General features: G+C 37.4%; 20 protein-coding genes. 7 read left to right on the top strand and 13 right to left on the bottom strand.

Annotated elements, in window-relative coordinates; translation table 11 throughout:
- Positions 1-787: 787 nt before the first annotated feature.
- On the bottom strand, positions 788-1,423 hold the full coding sequence (locus tag BMZ04_RS17015) for a YczE/YyaS/YitT family protein (protein WP_093274251.1): 636 nt from the start codon (positions 1,421-1,423) through the stop codon (positions 788-790).
- Between the two features lie 487 nt (positions 1,424-1,910).
- Between BMZ04_RS17015 and BMZ04_RS17010 the strand changes: the two genes are divergently transcribed.
- Positions 1,911-2,873 (top strand): aromatic acid exporter family protein, encoded by a 963-nt coding sequence (locus BMZ04_RS17010; protein WP_093274247.1) that lies wholly within the window; start codon positions 1,911-1,913, stop codon positions 2,871-2,873.
- A 911-nt stretch (positions 2,874-3,784) separates the two neighbouring features.
- On the opposite strand, the gene BMZ04_RS17005 is transcribed toward BMZ04_RS17010, so the two are convergent.
- Together BMZ04_RS17005 and BMZ04_RS17000 are read right to left on the bottom strand one after the other, a co-directional pair.
- Complete coding sequence (locus tag BMZ04_RS17005; protein ID WP_093274243.1) at positions 3,785-4,354, bottom strand: SF0329 family protein; 570 nt, start codon at positions 4,352-4,354, stop codon at positions 3,785-3,787.
- 337 nt (positions 4,355-4,691) lie between these two features.
- Positions 4,692-5,870, bottom strand: a complete 1,179-nt coding sequence (locus BMZ04_RS17000) for a M24 family metallopeptidase (RefSeq protein WP_093274239.1) — start codon at positions 5,868-5,870, stop codon at positions 4,692-4,694.
- Positions 5,871-6,038: 168 nt separating this feature from the next.
- Here BMZ04_RS17000 and BMZ04_RS16995 point away from each other — a divergent pair, with 168 nt between their 5' ends.
- The 4 genes from BMZ04_RS16995 (at position 6,039) to BMZ04_RS16980 (ending at position 9,444) form a co-directional block, all read left to right on the top strand.
- Complete coding sequence (locus BMZ04_RS16995; protein ID WP_093274234.1) at positions 6,039-6,431, top strand: tyrosine-type recombinase/integrase; 393 nt, start codon at positions 6,039-6,041, stop codon at positions 6,429-6,431.
- Between the two features lie 496 nt (positions 6,432-6,927).
- Positions 6,928-7,443, top strand: a complete 516-nt coding sequence (locus BMZ04_RS16990) for a ferritin (protein ID WP_093274229.1) — start codon at positions 6,928-6,930, stop codon at positions 7,441-7,443.
- Positions 7,444-7,548: 105 nt separating this feature from the next.
- Entirely contained in the window at positions 7,549-8,109 is a 561-nt protein-coding gene (locus BMZ04_RS16985; protein WP_093274224.1) for a cupin domain-containing protein, read from the top strand.
- Positions 8,110-9,156: 1,047 nt separating this feature from the next.
- Complete coding sequence (locus tag BMZ04_RS16980; RefSeq protein WP_369802689.1) at positions 9,157-9,444, top strand: tyrosine-type recombinase/integrase; 288 nt, start codon at positions 9,157-9,159, stop codon at positions 9,442-9,444.
- 97 nt (positions 9,445-9,541) lie between these two features.
- Here BMZ04_RS16980 and groL read toward each other — a convergent pair whose 3' ends face one another.
- Positions 9,542-11,173, bottom strand: coding sequence for a chaperonin GroEL (groL, locus tag BMZ04_RS16975; protein WP_093274217.1), 1,632 nt, complete (start codon positions 11,171-11,173; stop codon positions 9,542-9,544).
- Positions 11,174-11,406: 233 nt separating this feature from the next.
- Complete coding sequence (groES, locus tag BMZ04_RS16970; RefSeq protein ID WP_093274211.1) at positions 11,407-11,691, bottom strand: co-chaperone GroES; 285 nt, start codon at positions 11,689-11,691, stop codon at positions 11,407-11,409.
- A 532-nt stretch (positions 11,692-12,223) separates the two neighbouring features.
- On the opposite strand from groES, the gene BMZ04_RS16965 reads away from it, so the two are divergent.
- Positions 12,224-12,937: a CPBP family intramembrane glutamic endopeptidase gene (locus tag BMZ04_RS16965; protein ID WP_093274207.1), complete on the top strand. Its 714-nt coding sequence runs from the start codon at positions 12,224-12,226 to the stop codon at positions 12,935-12,937.
- A gap of 168 nt (positions 12,938-13,105) precedes the next feature.
- Here BMZ04_RS16965 and BMZ04_RS16960 read toward each other — a convergent pair whose 3' ends face one another.
- A complete protein-coding gene (locus BMZ04_RS16960) occupies positions 13,106-13,750 on the bottom strand; it encodes a redox-sensing transcriptional repressor Rex (protein ID WP_093274202.1) in 645 nt (214 codons plus the stop codon).
- A 130-nt stretch (positions 13,751-13,880) separates the two neighbouring features.
- On the opposite strand from BMZ04_RS16960, the gene BMZ04_RS16955 reads away from it, so the two are divergent.
- The gene (locus BMZ04_RS16955) at positions 13,881-15,812 is read left to right on the top strand and encodes an ABC-F family ATP-binding cassette domain-containing protein (RefSeq protein ID WP_093274635.1); all 1,932 of its coding nucleotides are present in this window, start codon (positions 13,881-13,883) and stop codon (positions 15,810-15,812) included.
- Positions 15,813-16,236: 424 nt separating this feature from the next.
- Here BMZ04_RS16955 and tsaD read toward each other — a convergent pair whose 3' ends face one another.
- The 7 genes from tsaD to BMZ04_RS16920 form a co-directional block, all read right to left on the bottom strand.
- Positions 16,237-17,256 carry a tRNA (adenosine(37)-N6)-threonylcarbamoyltransferase complex transferase subunit TsaD gene (tsaD, locus tag BMZ04_RS16950; RefSeq protein ID WP_093274197.1) on the bottom strand — a complete coding sequence of 340 codons (1,020 nt, stop codon included), beginning with the start codon at positions 17,254-17,256 and terminating at the stop codon, positions 16,237-16,239.
- Complete coding sequence (gene rimI / locus BMZ04_RS16945) at positions 17,253-17,714, bottom strand: ribosomal protein S18-alanine N-acetyltransferase (RefSeq protein ID WP_093274193.1); 462 nt, start codon at positions 17,712-17,714, stop codon at positions 17,253-17,255. The genes tsaD and rimI overlap by 4 nt, the downstream gene beginning before the upstream one ends.
- Positions 17,704-18,390, bottom strand: a complete 687-nt coding sequence (gene tsaB / locus BMZ04_RS16940; RefSeq protein ID WP_093274190.1) for a tRNA (adenosine(37)-N6)-threonylcarbamoyltransferase complex dimerization subunit type 1 TsaB — start codon at positions 18,388-18,390, stop codon at positions 17,704-17,706. The genes rimI and tsaB overlap by 11 nt, the downstream gene beginning before the upstream one ends.
- On the bottom strand, positions 18,387-18,839 hold the full coding sequence (gene tsaE / locus BMZ04_RS16935; protein WP_093274184.1) for a tRNA (adenosine(37)-N6)-threonylcarbamoyltransferase complex ATPase subunit type 1 TsaE: 453 nt from the start codon (positions 18,837-18,839) through the stop codon (positions 18,387-18,389). The genes tsaB and tsaE overlap by 4 nt, the downstream gene beginning before the upstream one ends.
- A gap of 128 nt (positions 18,840-18,967) precedes the next feature.
- A complete protein-coding gene (locus BMZ04_RS16930; protein WP_093274179.1) occupies positions 18,968-19,378 on the bottom strand; it encodes a YugN family protein in 411 nt (136 codons plus the stop codon).
- A 250-nt stretch (positions 19,379-19,628) separates the two neighbouring features.
- Positions 19,629-20,288, bottom strand: a complete 660-nt coding sequence (locus tag BMZ04_RS16925; RefSeq protein WP_093274175.1) for a HoxN/HupN/NixA family nickel/cobalt transporter — start codon at positions 20,286-20,288, stop codon at positions 19,629-19,631.
- Between the two features lie 40 nt (positions 20,289-20,328).
- A complete protein-coding gene (locus BMZ04_RS16920) occupies positions 20,329-21,153 on the bottom strand; it encodes an urease accessory protein UreD (protein ID WP_093274171.1) in 825 nt (274 codons plus the stop codon).
- Between the last annotated feature and the right edge of the window lies 1 nt (position 21,154).

The following is a 21,154-nucleotide window of genomic DNA, read 5'->3' as shown; positions in this document are numbered from 1 at the left end:
GCTTCCATTACGTATTTGTAGAATTTTGCAATATATGAAATAATATATATAGCCCAAACAACTCTATTCTAAAAAATAATTATGCTTTCATATTTGTTCACTCTGGTATTTCAAGTGTTTCCCAACCTCGTATAATTTGATAAAATTGTCCAATTTTTTCTTTACAAATAAAACTAGAAAGTAAATATTATCAAAATAATATAACAATTATTCAATAACTGTTTATATTTAATCATTGATAGCTTGCCTGTAGTTGTCAAAAATAAGGGTATTGGTATTCTCCCCGTTCCCCTCAAACCCTTCCCATTCCTGCCCTATTGTACATTGAATTTAAAAAACAGACACATTATTTTTGGTGTCTGTTTCATTAATTATATATCGTAATTATTCAGTAATATTTGTAGTCTCGGAATAAAGTTCGATTAAATTAACTTAATAAAACTCAATAAAAAAGCAAATAGAATAAGTGAAGTTGGGCCAATGTTTACTGGTGTAGCCAATGGGAGAGCAGACGGGATGGTTGGTGTATGGCTCCCAACTACACATGTTTAATTTGATAATACCCATAAGGACGATTTCGTTGACCTCGGACGAAATCGTCCTGGGGAGAAGAATGGACTATTTTTTTACTTTGACGCTTTAAAAAACTAATAACTATGTACGGTTCACCATAGCATATTTAAATGAGGTTTCTCATATCGAGACTCGGGACTAGCAAATCCTTTTGAAAATGAAAGGGACCCCATGAAGGGATCCCTATACATCGTATTTATTTATTTTTAGTTGTCTACATATGCGTTAACAGGCGATCCTTTTGACCAAGGAAATATGCCATCAGTTTCTTACATTGAGGAATAGAAAATCCTAAAATTGGACCTAATCCAAACGCAATAAACACTGTTCCAATTCCAACAGGCCCCCCTAACATCCAACCAAGAAGAAAAATGAGTACTTCTATTCCATTTCTAACCAACGGAATACTCCAACCCGTTCTTTCAATGATTAAAAACATAAAGCTGTCTCTAGGACCTGCTCCAAAATCAGCAGATACATATAATCCAATACCGTACCCAATTAAAACAACACCTATGATAAAGGCAATTGTTGCTCCTGCTAAACTATCTATGCTAGGTAAGATCAAATTAAAAAGATCAATAAATAATCCTAATAACAACATATTCAGAAAAGCCCCTATTTTTGGCCACTCCTTATTGAAACTTGAACTGATCAACAAAAGTAAAAATCCACTTATTATCGACCAAGTTCCAATAGTAAAGCCAAATTTAGTGAATAGACCATAATGAAAAACATCCCATGGTCCAATCCCTAAATGCTTTCCTTCAATGGTTAAAGATATGCCAAATGCTAACACCATTAATCCAAAAACAAAAAAAGACCAGCGTAGAATCCATTCCTTTTTCATAACCGCTCCTCTATCTTATATCACACTTTTTTATTAATATAACATTAAATTTGGACAGAATTTATAATCTATATTTTCCGAAATATCATCCAAAATAATATCTTTCATTTTCTTATTAAAGGAGAGTCATGGAGTCTTATTCGTTTTAACAACTGAAAAGCTGACGAAGGAAATATCAATATCATTTAGCCACGTCAACTTTTTCTTTTTTAAAACTTATTTAGTTGAAAGAAAAAGAACTCATTTTCTTATGGTACGGTTCACCGTACCAACTTCTAAGGTAATATAAAATGGAGGAGCATTTTTACGACCTCTCCTCACTAATTATATAAATAAAATTTATACGCAAAAAAAGGCCACGGAGACAGGTACTTCGGCTTATTGAGCCAAGAAACCTGTCCCGTGACTTTCACGTCCCCATGATTTTCTGTTAGAATTAATAACTACTGGTTATAGTGAAAATATAGAAAACAATAGGGTGGTACTTATGGTTGGAATGGGATATCGGACAATTAAGACTGCAATAGGAGCAGGGTTAGCAATTTGGATTGCGAGTTTACTCGACTTGGAATTTGCATCATTTGCAGCCATAATCGTTATTATGTGTATTGAGAAGACAAAGAAAAAGACATTACATTCCATTCAGAAAAAGTTTTTCGCATCTCTTTTATCCTTAATTCTTGGTTCCATATGTTTTGAAATATTAGGATATCATCCAATTGTCTTAACTCTATTTATCTTATTGTTTGTCCCAATCCTTGTTAAAGTGCGTATTCAGGACGGTCTTGTCACAAGCATAGTTATCATTTTACATATTTATACAGTGAAGGAAGCAAGCCTAGAAAACTTATTGAATGAACTCTATATTATTTTCATCGGTATAGGAATCGCCTTACTCGTAAACAGCATTATGCCAAGCTTTAAGAATGAAATTGAAAAATATAAAACAGAAATTGAAAATAAATTTAGCGTTATTCTATACGAATTCTCATCACTTTTAAAGGATAGTGAGCGAAACTGGGACGGAAAAGAATTAGTCGAAGTAGAAAATATCCTTAATCAGGCTAAAAACATTGCTATACAAGATGTAGAAAATCATCTGTTAAGAAAAGAAAATAAAGATTATTATTATCTCGAAATGCGAGAGGATCAACTGGAAATCCTAAAACGGATGCTAGCCATTCTAAGCATTGTTTCTTCTTCAGAATTAGATGTCAAACAAAAAGGAATGCTTGCTAATATCTTTCTGAATATCAGTCAACACGTTGATTCAGGAGATACAACCATTGCATTAAAGCAATTAGAGGAGTACGAAGAGTCCATACGTGAAACAGAATTACCGAAGACAAGGGAAGAATTTGAAATTAGAGCAAATCTATTTTATTTAAATTTCGAGATTAAGAACTACTTAATTATTAAGAAAAATATTTTTAAAAGAAGTAAACTTTAGCTCCAGAGGCTAGTCATCATCTTGGCAATGGCCACGGGGACAGGTTTCTCGGCTTATTAAGCTAAGGGACCTGCCCCATGGTTTTTCCCTGAAGTAACCAATATTGAGAAATGGCATTGCTGATATGTTAGAGATTCTTTATGAATTGTCAGCAGCACTATTTACTAATGCAAAAGGTGCTTTTTTAAAACCTCATTTACTTATCTATACGGTTCACCGCAAATAAAATAATACATTTTCCATTTTTTTAATTAGCTTTACCTCACTACAATATTTCTTCATTCAATCTTTTCGCACAAGTAACGAACAGCACTCAACATGTGTAGAGTATATGATTTATCTTTGCCAAACCAGAGCGACATCCGGGTATCCTATCGTAATCAAAACAGTACAACTGAGCATGGCAATACTGCTTGTTCTTGCAAATTTATATCTACTAATTAACCCAAAACTCTTTACGACATACACATACATCGCTTCTTGCAGAGGCCGGCTAGCACTCGAACAAATCACGGATAGACTTGGTCATTCAGATGATCAAATCACCAAGAATGTCTATCTCCACGTTACAAAAGAAATGAAAAGAAACTTCCCAAGAGTTTGCACAACTAATGGGAAGCCACTAAATTATCCACTATGTTAGCATGCCACTATCACCTTTACATACAAACCCATACATATCAAGGGTTGCAACGTCTTATTACATCATTCTGCACGTAAGTTGAAAGCGTGTAATATCTTTAACGATGTGTCCCAAAAGTGCGCTATATCAACATTTGTAAAAATGTTCATTGTAATATCCTGAAAACCTTTCATTACTTATAGATTTCCTTCGTGTTCAATCCAAGAAAATTTATACATTGTTATTGAGTTTACAGAGCTAGCAATTAGAGTTGATGAGTTATTTATTATCATAGCGTACTAAGCCGTAGTTCATAAAAATACTGAACAATTGGATGCTTTAACTTCATCTTCTCAGCCATGTTTAAAATTCGTTTTTTTCCAACCCTTCTGTCCACCAAAGCTAGAATATTCAATAGGATATCATTGCTCTCTATGCTTTCCTCTATAGAAGTGGATAAAAACTTATTAGCTACAACGATAAAATTTGATTTACTTAATGATGACTGCGCTGACAAAAGCTCCTTTGAATATTCTGATAATTTTCTACCCCTTGCTATTACTTGTAAACGATCCTCTGGAACTATCCCCTTGGTTTCTTTTCTTACCGCTTCAATTTCCTCATCGTTGATAGGAATTTGGATATCTGAATCATTCTTAATTTCCAGCTCCGTCTGATACCATCTGATTAAAGTAGTTTTATCACTCATATTGAGTACATTCTTTTTATCTACCGCAATATAACAAAGTCCTGCTTTATCAGGTAAATAACGGTAGCTGGTTGCAAGGTATTCAACCCTTCCATATAATGCAGGACAGAGAAAACTCTCCAGATTTTGCTTCAATTTGCTCCAGGCCATGTAATTCTCCTTAATTTTTATATTATAAATATTTTTTGGGGCAGTCGTTCTATTATCCATAATACAATAACCAACACGTCGATCATACTAATGATATATCGAGCATATCATATCTATAATAATCATCCCTACCATAAATAAGAGGTGACCCATGAGGGTCACCTCTTATTTTCATATTACCCGTTTCACCTGTACTACAGTACTATTCATTATAAACACTCATTGACTCAATAAAATCAATTATAGAAGTTATCAGGTTTGGTGTGGTAAGCATCACCGCGATATGATACGCTAACGTGATAAATATTTTTCATTAAACCTCATTCCAAACTTAACATCAAAGCTTCAAATACTTCTGTATAAACTTCCCTTTTAGCTTTGCCAATATGTTCGATTTGGTGATCGTCATATCTACTAAATCAGTAGGAAATGTTGTAAGCACTTCATAGCCATCCTCGGTTACACGGATGGTATCGGAGTGTCGATATCCACCTACCCCCTCAATATAGATGCCCGGCTCAATCGTAATCACCATATTTTCCTCTAATATTTCGTTGCTACCTTCTGCAATATACGGTCCTTCGTGATTTCGCAATCCGACTCCATGCCCGGTACGATGTAATAAACGATTAAGTAGCCCATGTTGATCAAAGTAAGCTCGTGATTCTGCATCGACATCTGCTGCCATTACACCAGCTCGCACCATACTCAACGCCCGATTTCGTGCATTTTGCATATGTTGGAACATTTCCATATCGTCTTTGGTAGGTTGTCCAAGAAAAAACGTCCGTTCACACTCTGCTGAATATCCGTTAATTCGATAATAGGCCATCGCGACGTTCGGTCCATCCCCAAATCGATCACCTAACTCAGGAATACTATGCGGCATCGCACTTGTCGGTGCATTCCAAACTGCTGTGAGCAATGAAGTTGTGATTGGGTCAAATTGCTTTGATTTTATAAGGTTGGTTTGTACTTTTTTTGACAAGGTAAATGGTTCTAACACACTTGCACCGTGATAAATCGTATTAAAAATATCCTCCATTGCTTCATCGCACACTTTAGCACTCATGCGAATTCTTTCAAGTTCATAGACGCTTTTCACTTTACGTTGTGCTTCGACTAACTGCGCTAAAACTAGTTCCTTTGCTTGCATGAGATGATATACGTCTGCACGCACGTTACTCTCAATTCCTACTCTTGAATAACCTTGGATCAATTGGTTTAATTTATCATACCAATTGCTGCCCTCTGAAGATGGAAACTCCCAATAAGAAACAATATCATAACCGATAATACTTTTATGTACGTGGGATTCTTCAAGCTTTGGTACAAGTAATTTAGGTGTTTGATCGGGGACAACGATGATAAAAAAGGGGCGTTCCTCTGGTTTGTATGTAATGTTTGTGTAATACCAGATGTCTTCTTCGGTAGTAATAATATAAGCGTCATATTGGTTCGCAATTAACCTCTCTTGCAATTGCTTCATCCGGTTGGTTAATTCTTGCTTGAGCATTCCTATCACCCCAACATATTTTTTACAATTCTCATAGTTTTCCTATTGTATGCATTAATTTAGTGAAAAATGCCTTTTAGCTAGGTGAATAGGGTGTCTTAAGCATTGCTTTATTCATTATCTATTATTTAGCAATATTAGCTATATGTTGTCGTTTTTTATCTCTATGTGGATGAAGATGTGATAAAAGCTTTAATACTTCACAAAGAGAATCAAGAAAAAATCATTCGACAGTTAGGTGATGCTTATAATAATCAAGATTTTATCTTTGCCAAAACAGAGTGGCGACCCGGATATCCTATCGTAATCAAAACGGCACAATTGAAAATGGCAAGACTGCTTGCTCTTGCAAACTTAAATCTCGAATTAACCCCACACTCTTTACGACATACACACACATCGCTTCTTGCAGAGGTTGGTGTAGCACTGGAACAGGAACAAATCATGGATAGACTTGGCCATTCCGATGTTCAAATCACCAAGCATGTCTATCTCCACGTTACAAAAGAAATGAATAAAGAAGCTTCCCAAAAGTTTTTACAACTAATGAGAAGCCTCTAGATTATCCTCTATGTTAGTATTTTACTTTCAACTTACATACAACCCATATATATCAAGGGTTGAAGCTTCTTATTACATCATGCCACCCAATCCAGATAGTTAATAGAAGAAAATAGGGCTAAGAAACCCTACGATATCAACGTTTTCTAAAATTTACTTTTAATTAAATAGTTATAAAATTTTACGAGGACAGAGCCGAGGACAAATACTTGAGGATTGGGGAACAAGTGTGAAATGTTCCAATTAAACTAACGGTGCAGTTTAGTGCAAGTAGAAAAGGTATTAAACAAGGATAGATATCCTTGTTCTAACGGGGTGCTTTAGTGAAATATAGAGCTGATAATAAAGCTCTTTTCTTGTTCAAAAGACGCGGGATAGCTGAATAAGTGATGTACTTAAAAAGTATAAGTGTAGAAATATTAATAAAGGTTTGATCGGTGGCATTTTAAGAAAAAAAGCATACGTTACTTATGAAAGATAAAAAGGGGTGGAAAAGTTGAACGAAGAGCTTCAAGAGTTAATTAATAATTTGATTCAAGTTGAAAATTACTCATCTGCACTTTACTTGGCGATGTCAGCTCAAATGGGGAGGCAGAATTATACAGGGATGGCTACATGGCTTCGTTTGCAATCAGAGGAAGAGCGGACACACATGTTAAAATTAATTGATTATATGATCGATAAAGATGCCACGGTACAATTAACAAGTGTTCCTACCTTACCTAGTGATTTTGGCTCACCATTGGAACTTTTTCAAAAGGTGCTTGAGCATGAAAAGTTTGTAACGAACTCATATCGTCAAGCGTTCAATTATGTAAACCAAGCGGATCCACAGGCAACCGTCATTATACAAGATTTTTTAATAGAACAGATTAATGAAGAAGCACAAACACAAACAATTATTTCCAGACTCACTATAGCTCAAAATAATCCGTCTGCCATTCTATTGGTTGATCAGGAATTGGGCAAACGGCAGCCAGCAGCTACCCCTGCTGCCCCAGCTGGAGGTTAAAGAACATTATACAAATAGTTGTGATTTCAGAAAGCTTAAGTCTAAGTACATTCCTTTAACAAGTTGCATAGGATGATTTTATAAACTGTGAAGGGATTGAGAAAAATGTATTATGATCCTTATATGTATCATTACCCTTATTATGCTAATGTACCAATGAATAACTATGGAAGACAATCGGTATATTGGACATATCCTAATGAGTTAGAACATGTAAACAGATTTGGTTCTTATCGCTCTTCCAGTAGTGATAGTAGAATATTGTTAACAGATTATGGACCAAAACCATTTGTAGTTAATATCAATGAAGCAAGTAAGCAAAACAATACTTATCGTACTGCTTTATGGACAGGGGCACATTTACAAGTTACTTTAATGAGTCTCAATGTTGGAGAAGATATCGGTTTGGAAAAACATCCTGAAGTTGATCAATTCTTACGTATTGAACAAGGCCAGGGGATTGTTCAAATGGGTAATAGTAAAGATAATTTAAACTTTAAAAGAGATGTCTACGATGATTCTGCAATAATGATACCTGCTGGGACATGGCATAATGTAACAAATACAGGTAATATTCCACTTAAACTTTATTCGATATATGCTCCTCCCAACCACCCATTTGGTACTATTCATCCTACCAAAGCAGATGCAATGGCTGCGGAATAGGGTGATAGTCATCGGCATGATTTTAAAACAATCCATGTATGGATTGGATTTTTTTAATGCACAGAAGAATTTGTGAGATTTTCACTTAATATCTATAAGTGGTGTTGATCCAAAAGGATTAACACCATTTTTGTTGAAGTTATTGAACTCCCATGAAAGAACTTAATCATCTTTCATTTTCTTTGGTAAGATGCAATTTTTATGCTTAACGGATCGTTAAGGGAGGTTAGTTGAAGAAGGACTAATTGTTAAAGAACCTTAATCACAAGGAGACAAATATGAAAAAAATAGAATTCTTCCAAGATCTAAAAGAAATTGAGATAGATTATTTGTTTATCCAGGTTCATGTAGAGCCAAATTAATTGATATATATAATGAAAGTCCTCCCACCTCCCTCGTTCAAAACAGAAACTTAAAAAAGGATCCTTAAACGGCATGAACAGTCACAGGATCCTCCTATTCCTATTTATCTAGGAAAACTGGGATACATTTGGTTTCCGTAGCCGGGAAATATTCGGTCTGCATAACCGTCTCCATAACCTGCTCCATAACGGGATCTAAAAATGGGCCTACTAACGGGATACATTGAGTGTGAGGGTCTAATATAATGAGGAGGAGGAGGATGATGCTGCATTGGACTTTTTTCCTCCTATAACAGGATATAGTATAGCCTATGTTTAATTAATGCAAAGGCTTAGACTAAGACCCATATTTGAGGTCTTTGCATGGAACGTTTTCGAGTTGTTCCACAAATCACCACCTATATAGCTACTCTATAATTCGCAACTAGAAATGCTCCCCCTCACTGATTCGTAATAAATTGAATAGAAAAATAAAAATACCTTTAGTTGCCTATCCCCTGTACTCTCTAACCATTAACATACACATTGTAATACCAATTATGTTTGGTTACTTCATCTATACTTTCTACCTTATTGAGAGCAATCATCCGAATTGATGAAATGATTGTCGGTCTAATTAAAAAGCACAGAATTTATCAAAATGAAATCAAGTTAAAAAATAGACTAGTATCAAGACTCAGGGTTTATTTTTGCTCGAGAAGATGGCCATCTGCAACTAAGAAAAGCTATTGAAACCAGGCTTAAACGGCTACTCAAAAAGGGCGGGATTGAGAAAAACATTACTCCACACTCTTTTAGGCACACTCATACCTCTTTATTAATTGAAGCAGGAGTTGGGATTAAAGAGATACAGCAGCGTTTAGGTCACTCAGATATAAATACAACAATGAATATTTACGCCCATATGATTGCCAATATGGAAGAAAAGGCCTCCCAACAGTTCAGTGAACTGATGAAAGACCTTCTCTTATAATTTATCTACTTTTTATTTTGTCTAGTTTTGAGAACCAAGGACAAAAACCTCAATATAACGTAGAAAACGTTGATATATCAAGATTTATAAACCCCTCTTACATCATGCCGCCCATGCCGCCCATATCAGGCATGCCCATTCCGCCGCCTGCTGGTTCTGGAATGTCTGCTACTACTGCTTCTGTCGTTAAGAATAAAGCAGCTACAGATGCAGCATTTTGAAGTGCTGAACGAGTTACTTTTGTTGGGTCTACGATACCAGCGTCAATCATGTTTACCCATGTACCGTTAGCTGCGTTGAAACCAATACCGACTTCTTCGCGTTTTAGACGATCCACTACGATTGAACCTTCTAAACCAGCGTTGTTTGCGATTTGACGAACTGGCTCTTCAAGTGCACGAAGTACAATTTTCAGACCAGTTGCTACGTCGCCTTCTTGTGCTGCTGCAACTTCAGCTACTTTGTTGTATACGTTAACTAGTGCAGTACCACCACCAGAAACGATACCTTCTTCCACAGCTGCGCGAGTTGCGTTTAGAGCATCTTCAATGCGAAGTTTGCGTTCTTTTAGTTCTGTTTCTGTTGCTGCTCCGACTTTCACTACTGCAACACCACCAGCAAGTTTAGCTAGGCGCTCTTGTAGTTTTTCTTTGTCGAATTCAGAAGTTGTTTCTTCTAATTGCGCACGGATTTGACCTACACGGCTAGCAATACGATCTGATTCCCCATTACCTTCAACAACTGTTGTGTTGTCTTTTGTAACAACCACTTTTGAAGCTCGTCCAAGTTGTGTAATGTCCGTAGATTTTAAATCTAGTCCTAAATCTTCTGTAATTACTTCCGCACCAGTTAGGATCGCAATATCTTCTAGCATTGCTTTACGACGATCTCCGAATCCTGGAGCTTTAACCGCTACAGCATTGAATGTTCCACGTAATTTGTTAACAACTAGAGTAGCTAATGCTTCCCCTTCTACGTCTTCAGCGATTAGTAAAAGTGGTTTACCTTGTTGTACAACTTGCTCAAGCACTGGAAGGATTTCTTGAATGCTAGAGATTTTTTTATCTGTGATTAAAATATATGGATTGTCCAAAATTGCTTCCATTTTATCTGAATCTGTCACCATATAAGGAGATGCGTATCCACGGTCGAATTGCATACCTTCTACAACGTCAAGCTCAGTCGTGAATCCTTTAGATTCTTCGATTGTAATAACTCCGTCGTTTCCAACGCGTTCCATAGCTTCCGCGATCAATTCGCCAACTTCAGAATCTCCAGAAGAGATTGCCGCAACTTGTGCGATAGACTCTTTGCCTTCGATTGGTTTAGAAATTGTTTTTAGCTCTGTTACCGCTGCTGCAACAGCAAGGTCGATCCCTTTACGGATTCCAACCGGGTTTGCTCCAGCTGTTACGTTTTTCAATCCTTCACGAATCATAGATTGAGCTAAAACAGTAGCAGTCGTTGTACCGTCACCAGCGATATCATTTGTTTTCGATGCAACTTCTGCAACTAATTTTGCACCCATGTTTTCAAATGCATCATCTAGCTCGATATCTTTTGCAATTGTCACACCATCATTTGTAATAAGTGGTGAACCGAATTTTTTTTCTAGAACGACGTTACGTCCTTTTGGTCCAAGCGTTACTTTTACAGCGTCTGCTAATTTATCAACCCCACGAAGCATTGCACTACGAGCGTCTTCACTGAACTTAATTTCTTTTGCCATGATTTAGTTACCTCCTAATTATTGTCTCATTTTTTTTTAGATAATAAAGTATAAGCTTTTTTACTCAGTATTGATCCAACTCCAGCGCCTTGTCTGTCGGAGGCCTGCAGGATGCAGGTCATGCAGTCGTTGCGAAATGTTTTTTTATTTTGCGACGAGCTTTGTGCAGGAGCACCACGATGTCGCGAACTTAGACTGTATTCCTCCGACATAGGCGCTTGCGCTTTTCTATATTAGCCAATTACTGCTAGAACATCGCTTTCGCGTAATATTAAATATTCAGTGCCTTCATATTTTACTTCTGTACCTGCATATTTAGAGAAGATAATGCGGTCTCCTTCTTTTACGTCCAATTCTACACGAGTGCCGTTATCAAGTACTCGTCCAGAACTCACAGCAACAACTTTCCCTTCCTGTGGTTTCTCTTTAGCAGAGTCTGGAAGTACGATGCCAAATGCTGTTTTCTCTTCTACTTCGATTAATTCGATTACGATACGATCACCTAATGGTCTTAACAAGTGAAACAACCTCCCTAAAATTGTCGAATTTTATATTATTAGCACTCTTACTCTTTGAGTGCTAACACACTTATAATAATAATTAATAACAGAACATTTTGCAAGTAAGAAGGCTAACTTTTTCTTTTATCCTGCCTTAACGGGAAGTTAATACCCCCACTTCAAGGTTTCGAGGAAATCAATGAAAGATAAATGGGGGATAAACTGCCCATAAAGGCCCGATGTAGAACATAGATGAATAACGCCACGTCGTGTGGCATCATCTATGTGACTCACATCCTGTGAGCCTCGGGCCAACAGGATGTTGGTCACTCAGGCATTAAGGCCCACAGGACGTGGGTCATGCAATCGTTGCCGCATGATGCGGTGAACTTAGATTGCCTTCCACTAGACGCGGTGTTATTTGCCTGAGTTCAATTTAACATTCAAGTAGGGGGAGGTAGGGAAACCCCCTACTTGAATGAAGTTTCACTTTATCTCTCAGTTCCTTTACAATGAAAGAAGATTGTAATATAGAGAGGAATCATTTCAAATGAAACAACAAAAAACCGCATTATACATTTTAATCATCTACTGTGTTATGCAACTTTCAGGAGCAGTTTTTATACCCCTCCTTCATAAATTAATCAAAACAATGGATGTGAAAGATCCAGTGTTTACCACTTTCGGCTGGTGGGTATTCATCAGCATGGGAATTGCCACCCTCCTTACACTACTCATTATTCGCAAAGATAATTCATTCCTACGCCCATTAAAAGGACAGCAAGCTTCTATAGGTGCAGCAATTGGGTGGGGCATAATTGGCTTTTTCCTTGTTTTTTTTGGACAAATATTTGCGGCAAATTTGGAGCTTGCACTTGGAATAGAACCAGGTTCTGCTAATACGGAGCAATTTATAGAAATAGCGCATAGTGTCCCGTTTGCGATTTTCGCTATTGTAATTTTTGCGCCTATATTAGAAGAGTTTATTTTCCGCCGTATCATTTTCGGTTCTTTATTGCCTAAAACAAACTTTTTTGTAGCTGCGATGGTTAGTGCAATTGCTTTTGCGGTTATACACTTCGAGTTCGTGCACATCCTACTATATGCCGTGTCTGGGTTTATATTCGCGTTTATTTATTACAAAACAAAACGTATCATAGCATCGATTATTTCCCATATGTTGTTAAATGGGTTTGTGGTAGTCGTCCAATTTTACGGGGAAGATATTAAAAAATTTCTAGAAACCTATTCGCAAATGCCATAAAATAAACAGCTCAGATAATGTATCTGAGCTGTTTATTTTTGATTAGACGTGATTGCTTGGATACGCCAACTCTTTGCTCGGATACCCCTTTCTATTGCTCACAGGATATCTTGAGTTCGTTCCACTTCCCCATACAAAAAGCCTTCCATCACTGGAAGGCCTTTTCTTTCATTCTTCAGTATGTTCGTTTCGTATCAAATAAATTAGAGTCTGTACCTCTACAGACAAGTCAATCGTATGTACACGAATTGTATCTGGGACAGCTAATCTCACTGGTGTAAAGTTCAAAATCCCTTTTATTTTGGTTTTCGTTAATCGATCCGCAACCTCCTGTGCAGAGCGGCTTGGAACCGTACAAATTACTAATTCAATCCCATACTCCGCAAGCTTTGTTTCCATCACACTTGGATGAAAAACGGGAATGTCACTTTTCATCGTTCCTTCTACAGGCGCTTTTGTGTCAAACGCAACGACAATTTTCGTATTGTGATTTTTCTGAAAATTATACTTAAGGAATGCAGTTCCTAAACTACCGACACCAATTAATGCTACATGCGCTGCTTCATCTTGGTCGAGTGTTTTTCGGAAAAATTCTAGGAGCGTCGGAACATCGTAGCCGTAACCTTTTTTACCTAGTGCGCCGAAATGCGAGAAATCTCTTCGGATCGTTGCGGAATCTATTTTCATCGCTTCGCTTAGTTCTTGGGAAGAAACTCGTTTATGACCTGAATTATGAAAGCTTTGTAGAAATCTATAATATAACGGAAGTCTTTTCGTTGTTGCTTGAGGAATTCTTGGAAGTTCAGGTTTCATGAAAACCCTCCTATTTCATTGGTACAAATCGTTATTATATTACTAGACATTTCCTTCCTTGTAAAGCTAGGGCGTTGCAACGTTCGGCCCTATCTATTACACTAAGGAGAGAATTGAGGTGCGAATAATCGTGATTGTTTTACAAGTCAATCAAGTAACAAAATCCTTTAATGGAGAAGATATATTAACTAACGTAAAGCTAGAAGTGCAAGACCGAGATCGTGTCGCACTCGTCGGACGAAACGGTGCTGGTAAGTCTACTTTACTTAAAATAATTGCTGGGGAAATGTCGTATGATTCCGGCGATATCATTATGCCAAAAACTGTTCGCTTAGGCTATTTAGAGCAACATGCCGGACTCGAATCGAAGCTCTCTATATGGGATGAAATGAAATCTATTTTCAGCCACCTAATCGAGTCTGAAAAAGAGCTTCGTTCATTAGAAGCACAAATGGCTGACCCATCCGTTTATGAGAATTCAGAGGCGTATGCCCGCGTAACTGCAGCGTATGATGAGTTGCAGCTCGCTTTCAATGAAGCTGGGGGTTACCGATTCGAATCGGACATCCGCTCAATACTACATGGAATGCAGTTCTTCCCAGAAGACTATGATAAGCCTGTGCAAGCATTATCCGGTGGGCAAAAAACGAGACTGGCACTAGCAAAAATGCTATTAAGCAAACCAGACCTACTTATCCTAGATGAGCCGACAAACCACTTAGACATTCAAACGTTAAGCTTCTTAGAAAATTATTTAAAAAACTATAATGGTGCTATTTTAATCGTTTCTCATGACCGATACTTTTTAGATCAAGTAGTTAATTTTGTTTACGAAGTTTCTCGCCATAACGTGACTAGATATGTTGGGAATTATAGTTCTTATTTAGATGAAAAAGCGAAAAATTATGAGCTCGATAAAAAGAAATTCGAGAAACAACAGGAAGAAAAAGCAAAACTAGAAGATTTTGTGAGCAAAAATCTTGCACGTGCTTCTACAACGAAAATGGCACAATCTAGGCGTAAGGTCCTTGAAAAAACGGACTGGATGGATGCTCCTGATAGCGACGAAAAATCCGCAACTTTTGGATTTACAATCGATCGCCCGAGTGGAAATGACGTATTACGACTGGAGGAGGTTTCCGTTGGGTATCCAAACAAAATCGTCTCTTCGAATATCTCTTTTTCCGTTTATAAACAGGATCGAATTGCACTTGTTGGACCAAATGGTGTCGGAAAATCCACGCTACTGAAAACACTGATGAAGCAACTGGAAAGTCCGTCTGGGAAAATCCAGTATGGAACAAACGTCCAATTCGGTTATTACGACCAAGAACAAGCCGCACTTACTGGCAATAAAACCGCATTGCAAGAACTATGGGATGAATGGCCTCTAATGAATGAAAAAGATGTCCGCACAGTATTGGGACGCTTCCTTTTTAGCGGCGATGATGTACAAAAAACAATTGCTACCTTATCTGGTGGAGAGAAAGCCAGACTTGCACTAGCTAAATTAATGCTATTAAAAGCGAATACACTTGTACTCGATGAGCCGACAAACCATTTAGATTTAGATAGTAAAGAAGTACTTGAAAATGCATTACTCGATTTTCCAGGAACGATTATTTTTGTATCGCATGACCGATACTTTATTAACCGGATTGCTACAAAAGTGATTGAGTTAGCAAGTGATCAAGCAACACTTTACTTAGGTGATTATGATTATTACCTGGAAAAGAAAGAAGAACTAGAAGAGCTTGCACAAGAAAATGCTGTTGTACAGAAAACAGTTGTCGTGAAGGCGAACACTTCTACTATTGATAAAGAAGCCAAGAAGAAAGAACGTCAATTACGTCGACAGCTGGAAGAGCTAGAAGCACAAATTCCAACGGTGGATTTAGAGATTGCTTCTATTGAAGAAAAGCTTTGCGATCCAGCTATATTCCAAGACCATGAAGCAGTACAACAATTGCAAGTGGAATTAGATGGCTGGAAAGAGAAACAAGATGACCTATCGAATGAATGGCTAGAGTTACAAGAACAATTAGAAGAAATAAATACATGAAATTAGCAGTGTAAACCAAGTGAATGGTTTGCACTGCTTTTTTATTTAGAAATGAAAAATTGAATGGGACTATCCGATATTTGTAGTGAGCCCTCCGATTAGCAAAAAGAACATTAACTCTTTGTCGAATTTTGACCATATATGTTGGTCAAGTACTTTTTTTCACGATTAATCTTTCCACAATCTTATTAACAATAAAAAACTAGTAATAGCAACATATCAACAGACTTATCCACATTATCCACAGATTTCAAACTAACTTGCCCACATAATTGTTTGTAAACAATACACAATATATAGAAAACACTAAACTTATACACAACTTATCCCCAAACTGTGCATAAGTACGAATGTTCCCTATTGACAAGTCGAATAATACCTGTTAAAAAATCCCCTTTTCTTGTCGAAGAAAAGAGGATTTCGTTTATTTCCAACTATTTAATTCCATACCTGGTCGACCATTCATCGACATATCACTTGTTTTTCCAGCAGAAAACTTAGAATCTCCTGCTGCTGCAATCATGGCTGCATTATCCGTGCATAACGAGATTGGAGGCACGTAGAAAGGAATGTTTTCTTTTTCAAATGTATCTTCCAGCGATTTGCGAAGTCCTTTATTCGCAGCAACTCCACCTGCAGCGATTACTTGTTTCACATTAAATTCTCGGGCTGCTCTTAACGTTTTTGCCGTCAACACTTCAATAACACTTTCTTGGAAGCCTGCTGCCAAATGGTTAGGATTGATCTCTTCCCCGCGTTGCTCTGCATTATGTTGATAATTAATCACGGCGGATTTCAAGCCACTAAAGCTAAAGTCATAAGATCCTTCTTCTAGCCAAGCTCTTGGAAAAGACACTGCACTGTCGCTATCATTTGCGAGTCGATCGATATGCGGACCACCTGGATACGGCAAGTTTAATACTCGGGCTACTTTATCATACGCTTCACCAGCGGCATCATCCCTTGTTTCACCTATTAGTTCGAACTGGCCATCTTCTTTCATCAATACTAATTCTGTATGTCCGCCTGACACAACTAATGCCAAAAGCGGAAATTCCATTGGCTGTACAAGTGCGTTTGCATAAATGTGACCAGCAATATGATGGACACCGACAAGTGGAAGACTATTTGCAAATGCAAAGGCTTTAGCTGCGTTTATACCTATTAAAAGTGCACCTACTAACCCTGGTCCTTCCGTTACTGCTACTGCATCCAAATCTTTTGGTGACATATTTGCTTGCTTCAGTGCTTCTTCAATGACCATCGTAATTTGCTCGACATGATGTCTTGAAGCAATTTCTGGTACTACCCCGCCGAATCGTTTATGACTTTCGATTTGGGAAGCTACTACATTTGAAATAATTTCATGACCGTTTTTCACGATGGAAGCCGCTGTTTCATCACAACTTGTTTCTATTCCTAATATATATTGGTTTTTTATCATTTAAATTCCACCCACATGACAAGAGCATCCTCCTGTGTATCTGTATAATATTTTTTTCGAATACCACCGTCTTGAAAACCCAGTTTATAGTACAAGTTTTTTGCGATATCATTTGTCACGCGTACTTCTAACGTCATAAGTACGACGTCTTGTTCGAGCACTACACGAATTGCTTCGCGCATTAACCCTTCCCCAATTTTCAATCCGCGCATACGTTCCAAAACGGCCACATTTGTAATATGACTTTCATCCATGACAATCCACATTCCGCAGTAGCCAACTATTTCTTTCGCTTCCGTCTCGGCTACAATATAGTGCGAATACAAATTCGTCGTCATTTCATGTTCAAATGCTTCTCTTGTCCAAGGCACAGGAAATGCTTCTTCTTCTATTACCAAAATTCGGTCGATATCGTCCAATGTCATTTTTCGATACGTAATTGTTTCATTAGTTATCATTAGTTTTCTGCTCTTTCATCCAGTTTGCTTCCGCCTCTGTGATGCGAAGGTACTCAGGTACCGTCGTATGTACTTCTGTTGGTTTCAGTTTTTTGGCAAGTTCGATTAATACAGCAGCACTTGGTAAAGAGAATGCCGCATTTGCACGCTCAACTTTATCTCCAAGTACTTCTTTAATTTGCTCCCAATGAATACTTACATCCATTCCAACAAATAAAACCGGCTGTCCCATTTCATCCACTGTCTCTAACAATTCCACAAGTGACATATGTGCTTCTTTCACAACTTCCCCGTTCGTGTAAATTCCGGCAAATACATTACCGCGTCTAGCATCCATAATGGCACAAACAACTCCAGGGAAATACGGTGCATTACTAGCTAACACTTGCAAACTCGACACTGAAACAATAGGTATATTCAATGTCCAAGCAAGTGTTTTTCCTATCGTTACACCGATTCGAACACCCGTATAGGAACCCGGTCCTATCGCAACTGCAATCGCATCAATTTCGCCTGGCTTTATATCTGCTTTTTTTAATAACTCTTCAATTGCAGGCATCGCCCCAATTGAATGGGTAATTTTAAGAGATGACTGGTACGAAGCAAGTACTTGGTCATCTTTCACAACAGCTACCGCAAGTGGTGTATGGGATGTATCTATTCCTAACCAAATCATTCAAAAAGCTCCTCACATAATCGTTCATATCTTTGTCCAAACGGAGTAAATGTAAATTTTCGCTTATCGTCTTCCAAACGGAGGATTTGTATCGCTAAACGCTCCGTTGGCAAGTCTTCTTTTATCAAATGAGCCCATTCGATTATGCTCACCGCATCTCCGTAAAACAACTCGTCCCATCCTAAATCCTCATCGCTATCTGCCAAACGATATACATCTAGATGGTTTAGAGGAACACGACCTTCATATTGCTTCAATATCGTAAACGTTGGACTATTCACATTTCGTGTAATCCCTAACCCTTTAGCAATACTTTTCGTAAAGGTTGTTTTGCCCGCTCCTAGATCTCCCTCTAAAGTGAGCACGTCACTGGGTTCTAGCTTGTCAGCAATCTGGTACGCAAGTTTCTCTGTTTCTTGCTCCGAATTAATTATTTGCTCGTATATCATCGGTCGCTATCCTTTCAAAAACTTATCTATTTGCTTCTATTATAAAGAAATAGGAGAAGGAATGTAAGTAGACAGCCTTTTAATACAAAAAAATCACTTCGCAAAATTGCGAAATGATTTTACTTTCTTTAGTGGACTAGACGTACAATTTTTTCTACAGCCTGTTCTCCAGCATGCACCCATCTATTTTTATCCTCAATTTTACCGTCTTTGTCGAGAGGTTCTTGGAACTGATTGAACCCAGTAGAAGTTAATAATGCATTTTCATCATTATCTAAGCCAACATTCACTACATGCTTGATAACATAAGGTGTTTGAAATCTTATAAATGCTTCTTGATGATCCAAGTCTCCTTCTAATACCTCAAATGGAAGCCTTAAATAGATTGTCTCACCTGCTTCGCGCCATAAAACATTATCGAAGCTTCCTTTATGATAGTCCCAGTTTCCTCCAATACTATATCCCAAACCTTGAATACTACTTCGCACTTGTCCAAAATACGCTTGCTTTCCTGCTAAATCTGTTTCTAGTTGCAACAATACTATTCACTCCTTCTAAAGTAATCCATTATATCTTCTCCAAAAGAAGTATTTACATACAGGTGGAATGTAAAAAAGACTAATGAAAAAGTGTCATAACCTCCTTTGATTAGTCCTTGGATGGTGATGGAAATACGAAATGTATGCAACTATACATGTAAGGATACAACATTCGAAGATATCTTCATTTTAAAAAAGACTAATAATAAGGGTCATAAAGTCTCCCTTTATTAGTCTTGTATTGATTCTATTAAATCCAAAGAGAGAACAATCCCTCTGTAACGCCAAGATTATACATATAGTAAATACCGAAAGCAAAACTAATCCCGCCTGCTGTTACTACCAGTATTCTGTTTACGCTGTATTTTCGGGAGCTAAAAACAAATGGGATACCGAGTACAGTTGTGAAACAGAGCATTCCTAAAATGGTACCTGCTCCAAAAACCATAATATAAATAGCAGCTTCCCAAGCCGTCTGCACAGTCGTCATTGTAAGTAATACCATTGCAGCACTACCAGCTAGTCCGTGAACTAAACCAATTGCAGTAGATTTTAAGTAGGGATATTTGTTTTCTAAAGAGCTTACATGTGAATGTGCATGCTGTTTTTTCTCACGAAAACTAATAATGTTCATAATTCCTAAATAAACGAGCATAATTCCTACTAAAAATTCAAGAGACATCGAAATCTTAGCTGAGATCTCATCCTTCATTATGATTAAAATAATACCAACGATGAACAGTGTTAACGTATGTCCAATTCCCCAAAAAACACCTGCTAGTGTAGATTGCCAAAGCTTCTTACTTTTACTTGCAATTGTAGACACAGCAATAACATGATCCGGCTCAATTGCATGCTTGATACCGAGAACAAAACCTAATGATAATATTGAAATTAAAGTTATACTCATTTATTCTCCCCTTTCCTTTAAAATCTGAACGATTAGCTACCTAGTATTTTCTTAATAACATAGGTTTTTTAGTAAACCACTCTCGTCGAATAAAGGACGTGCATACTGCTAATAATTTTTCAATTTGTTGCGTGGAAGAAGCTAGAATTCTGATTGTAAACCCCGACTCGTAAAGCATCGACACCCCTATTTTACAATCAATTATATGGCTTTCTAACTCCTCATATAATTGATTGAGAAAACTAGTTGAACACCGTTCATCCACTACTATCATGGAACCTAAATGGGTATAGTTTTCCATAAATCCAATTTCATCTACTTGCGAATCGCTAGGTTGTAGTTTTAAATGATCGAAAGCGATTAATTGTTCTTCCAAATAAATTTCATTCTTTAGCCTCAGATGATCATACTTAAACCATTCGCCATCAGGAGACCAACCTGGTGTTAATATATCAGTATAGAGAAGTGTCGATCCCTTCTCCATTCTAATTACTGTATTTTGATTATATTTTGCATTACGATAAGCAATTAAAGGATCTGGGATGTATTCGAGGACACTGCCCTTTTTTAAAATAAATTCCGTTTCCTGCAGTACTGGTGTTTTTGGTGTTCTGTATACTTTTGTGGCAGATTGAGTTGTTAATATCAATTCGGCTTGCTCCTCCAGCGTCACTTCTATACGATATCGGTCACCACCAACATAACCACCGCCAGGATTTATGATAAAAAAGCAAGCTTGTCCGGAATTATCAAGATAATTGGGGCGCAACACTTTTAATGCACCTTGGAAGTACACAGTTTTTGTGACGGTTTTTTCTTTCTTCTTCTCCATCACAAGTTGTAGGATACCCGTCCATTTTTCCATC

Source organism: Psychrobacillus sp. OK032 (assembly GCF_900111345.1).
In the GTDB taxonomy this organism is placed as follows: domain Bacteria; phylum Bacillota; class Bacilli; order Bacillales_A; family Planococcaceae; genus Psychrobacillus.
The sequence above is the reverse complement of the archived record's forward strand: the minus strand, read 5'-3'. Positions and strand labels throughout refer to the sequence as shown.

What these genes read in the sequence shown, in the direction of transcription:
- BMZ04_RS17015 (WP_093274251.1), bottom strand. Translation starts at nt 1,423, where the DNA reads ATGAAAAAGGAATGGATTCTACGCTGGTCTTTTTTTGTTTTTGGATTA.
- BMZ04_RS17010 (WP_093274247.1), top strand. Translation starts at nt 1,911, where the DNA reads ATGGTTGGAATGGGATATCGGACAATTAAGACTGCAATAGGAGCAGGG.
- BMZ04_RS17005 (WP_093274243.1), bottom strand. Translation starts at nt 4,354, where the DNA reads ATGGCCTGGAGCAAATTGAAGCAAAATCTGGAGAGTTTTCTCTGTCCT.
- BMZ04_RS17000 (WP_093274239.1), bottom strand. Translation starts at nt 5,870, where the DNA reads ATGCTCAAGCAAGAATTAACCAACCGGATGAAGCAATTGCAAGAGAGG.
- BMZ04_RS16985 (WP_093274224.1), top strand. Translation starts at nt 7,549, where the DNA reads ATGTATTATGATCCTTATATGTATCATTACCCTTATTATGCTAATGTA.
- groL (WP_093274217.1), bottom strand. Translation starts at nt 11,173, where the DNA reads ATGGCAAAAGAAATTAAGTTCAGTGAAGACGCTCGTAGTGCAATGCTT.
- BMZ04_RS16965 (WP_093274207.1), top strand. Translation starts at nt 12,224, where the DNA reads ATGAAACAACAAAAAACCGCATTATACATTTTAATCATCTACTGTGTT.
- BMZ04_RS16960 (WP_093274202.1), bottom strand. Translation starts at nt 13,750, where the DNA reads ATGAAACCTGAACTTCCAAGAATTCCTCAAGCAACAACGAAAAGACTT.
- tsaD (WP_093274197.1), bottom strand. Translation starts at nt 17,256, where the DNA reads ATGATAAAAAACCAATATATATTAGGAATAGAAACAAGTTGTGATGAA.
- rimI (WP_093274193.1), bottom strand. Translation starts at nt 17,714, where the DNA reads ATGATAACTAATGAAACAATTACGTATCGAAAAATGACATTGGACGAT.
- tsaB (WP_093274190.1), bottom strand. Translation starts at nt 18,390, where the DNA reads ATGATTTGGTTAGGAATAGATACATCCCATACACCACTTGCGGTAGCT.
- tsaE (WP_093274184.1), bottom strand. Translation starts at nt 18,839, where the DNA reads ATGATATACGAGCAAATAATTAATTCGGAGCAAGAAACAGAGAAACTT.
- BMZ04_RS16925 (WP_093274175.1), bottom strand. Translation starts at nt 20,288, where the DNA reads ATGAGTATAACTTTAATTTCAATATTATCATTAGGTTTTGTTCTCGGT.
- BMZ04_RS16920 (WP_093274171.1), bottom strand. Translation starts at nt 21,153, where the DNA reads ATGGAAAAATGGACGGGTATCCTACAACTTGTGATGGAGAAGAAGAAA.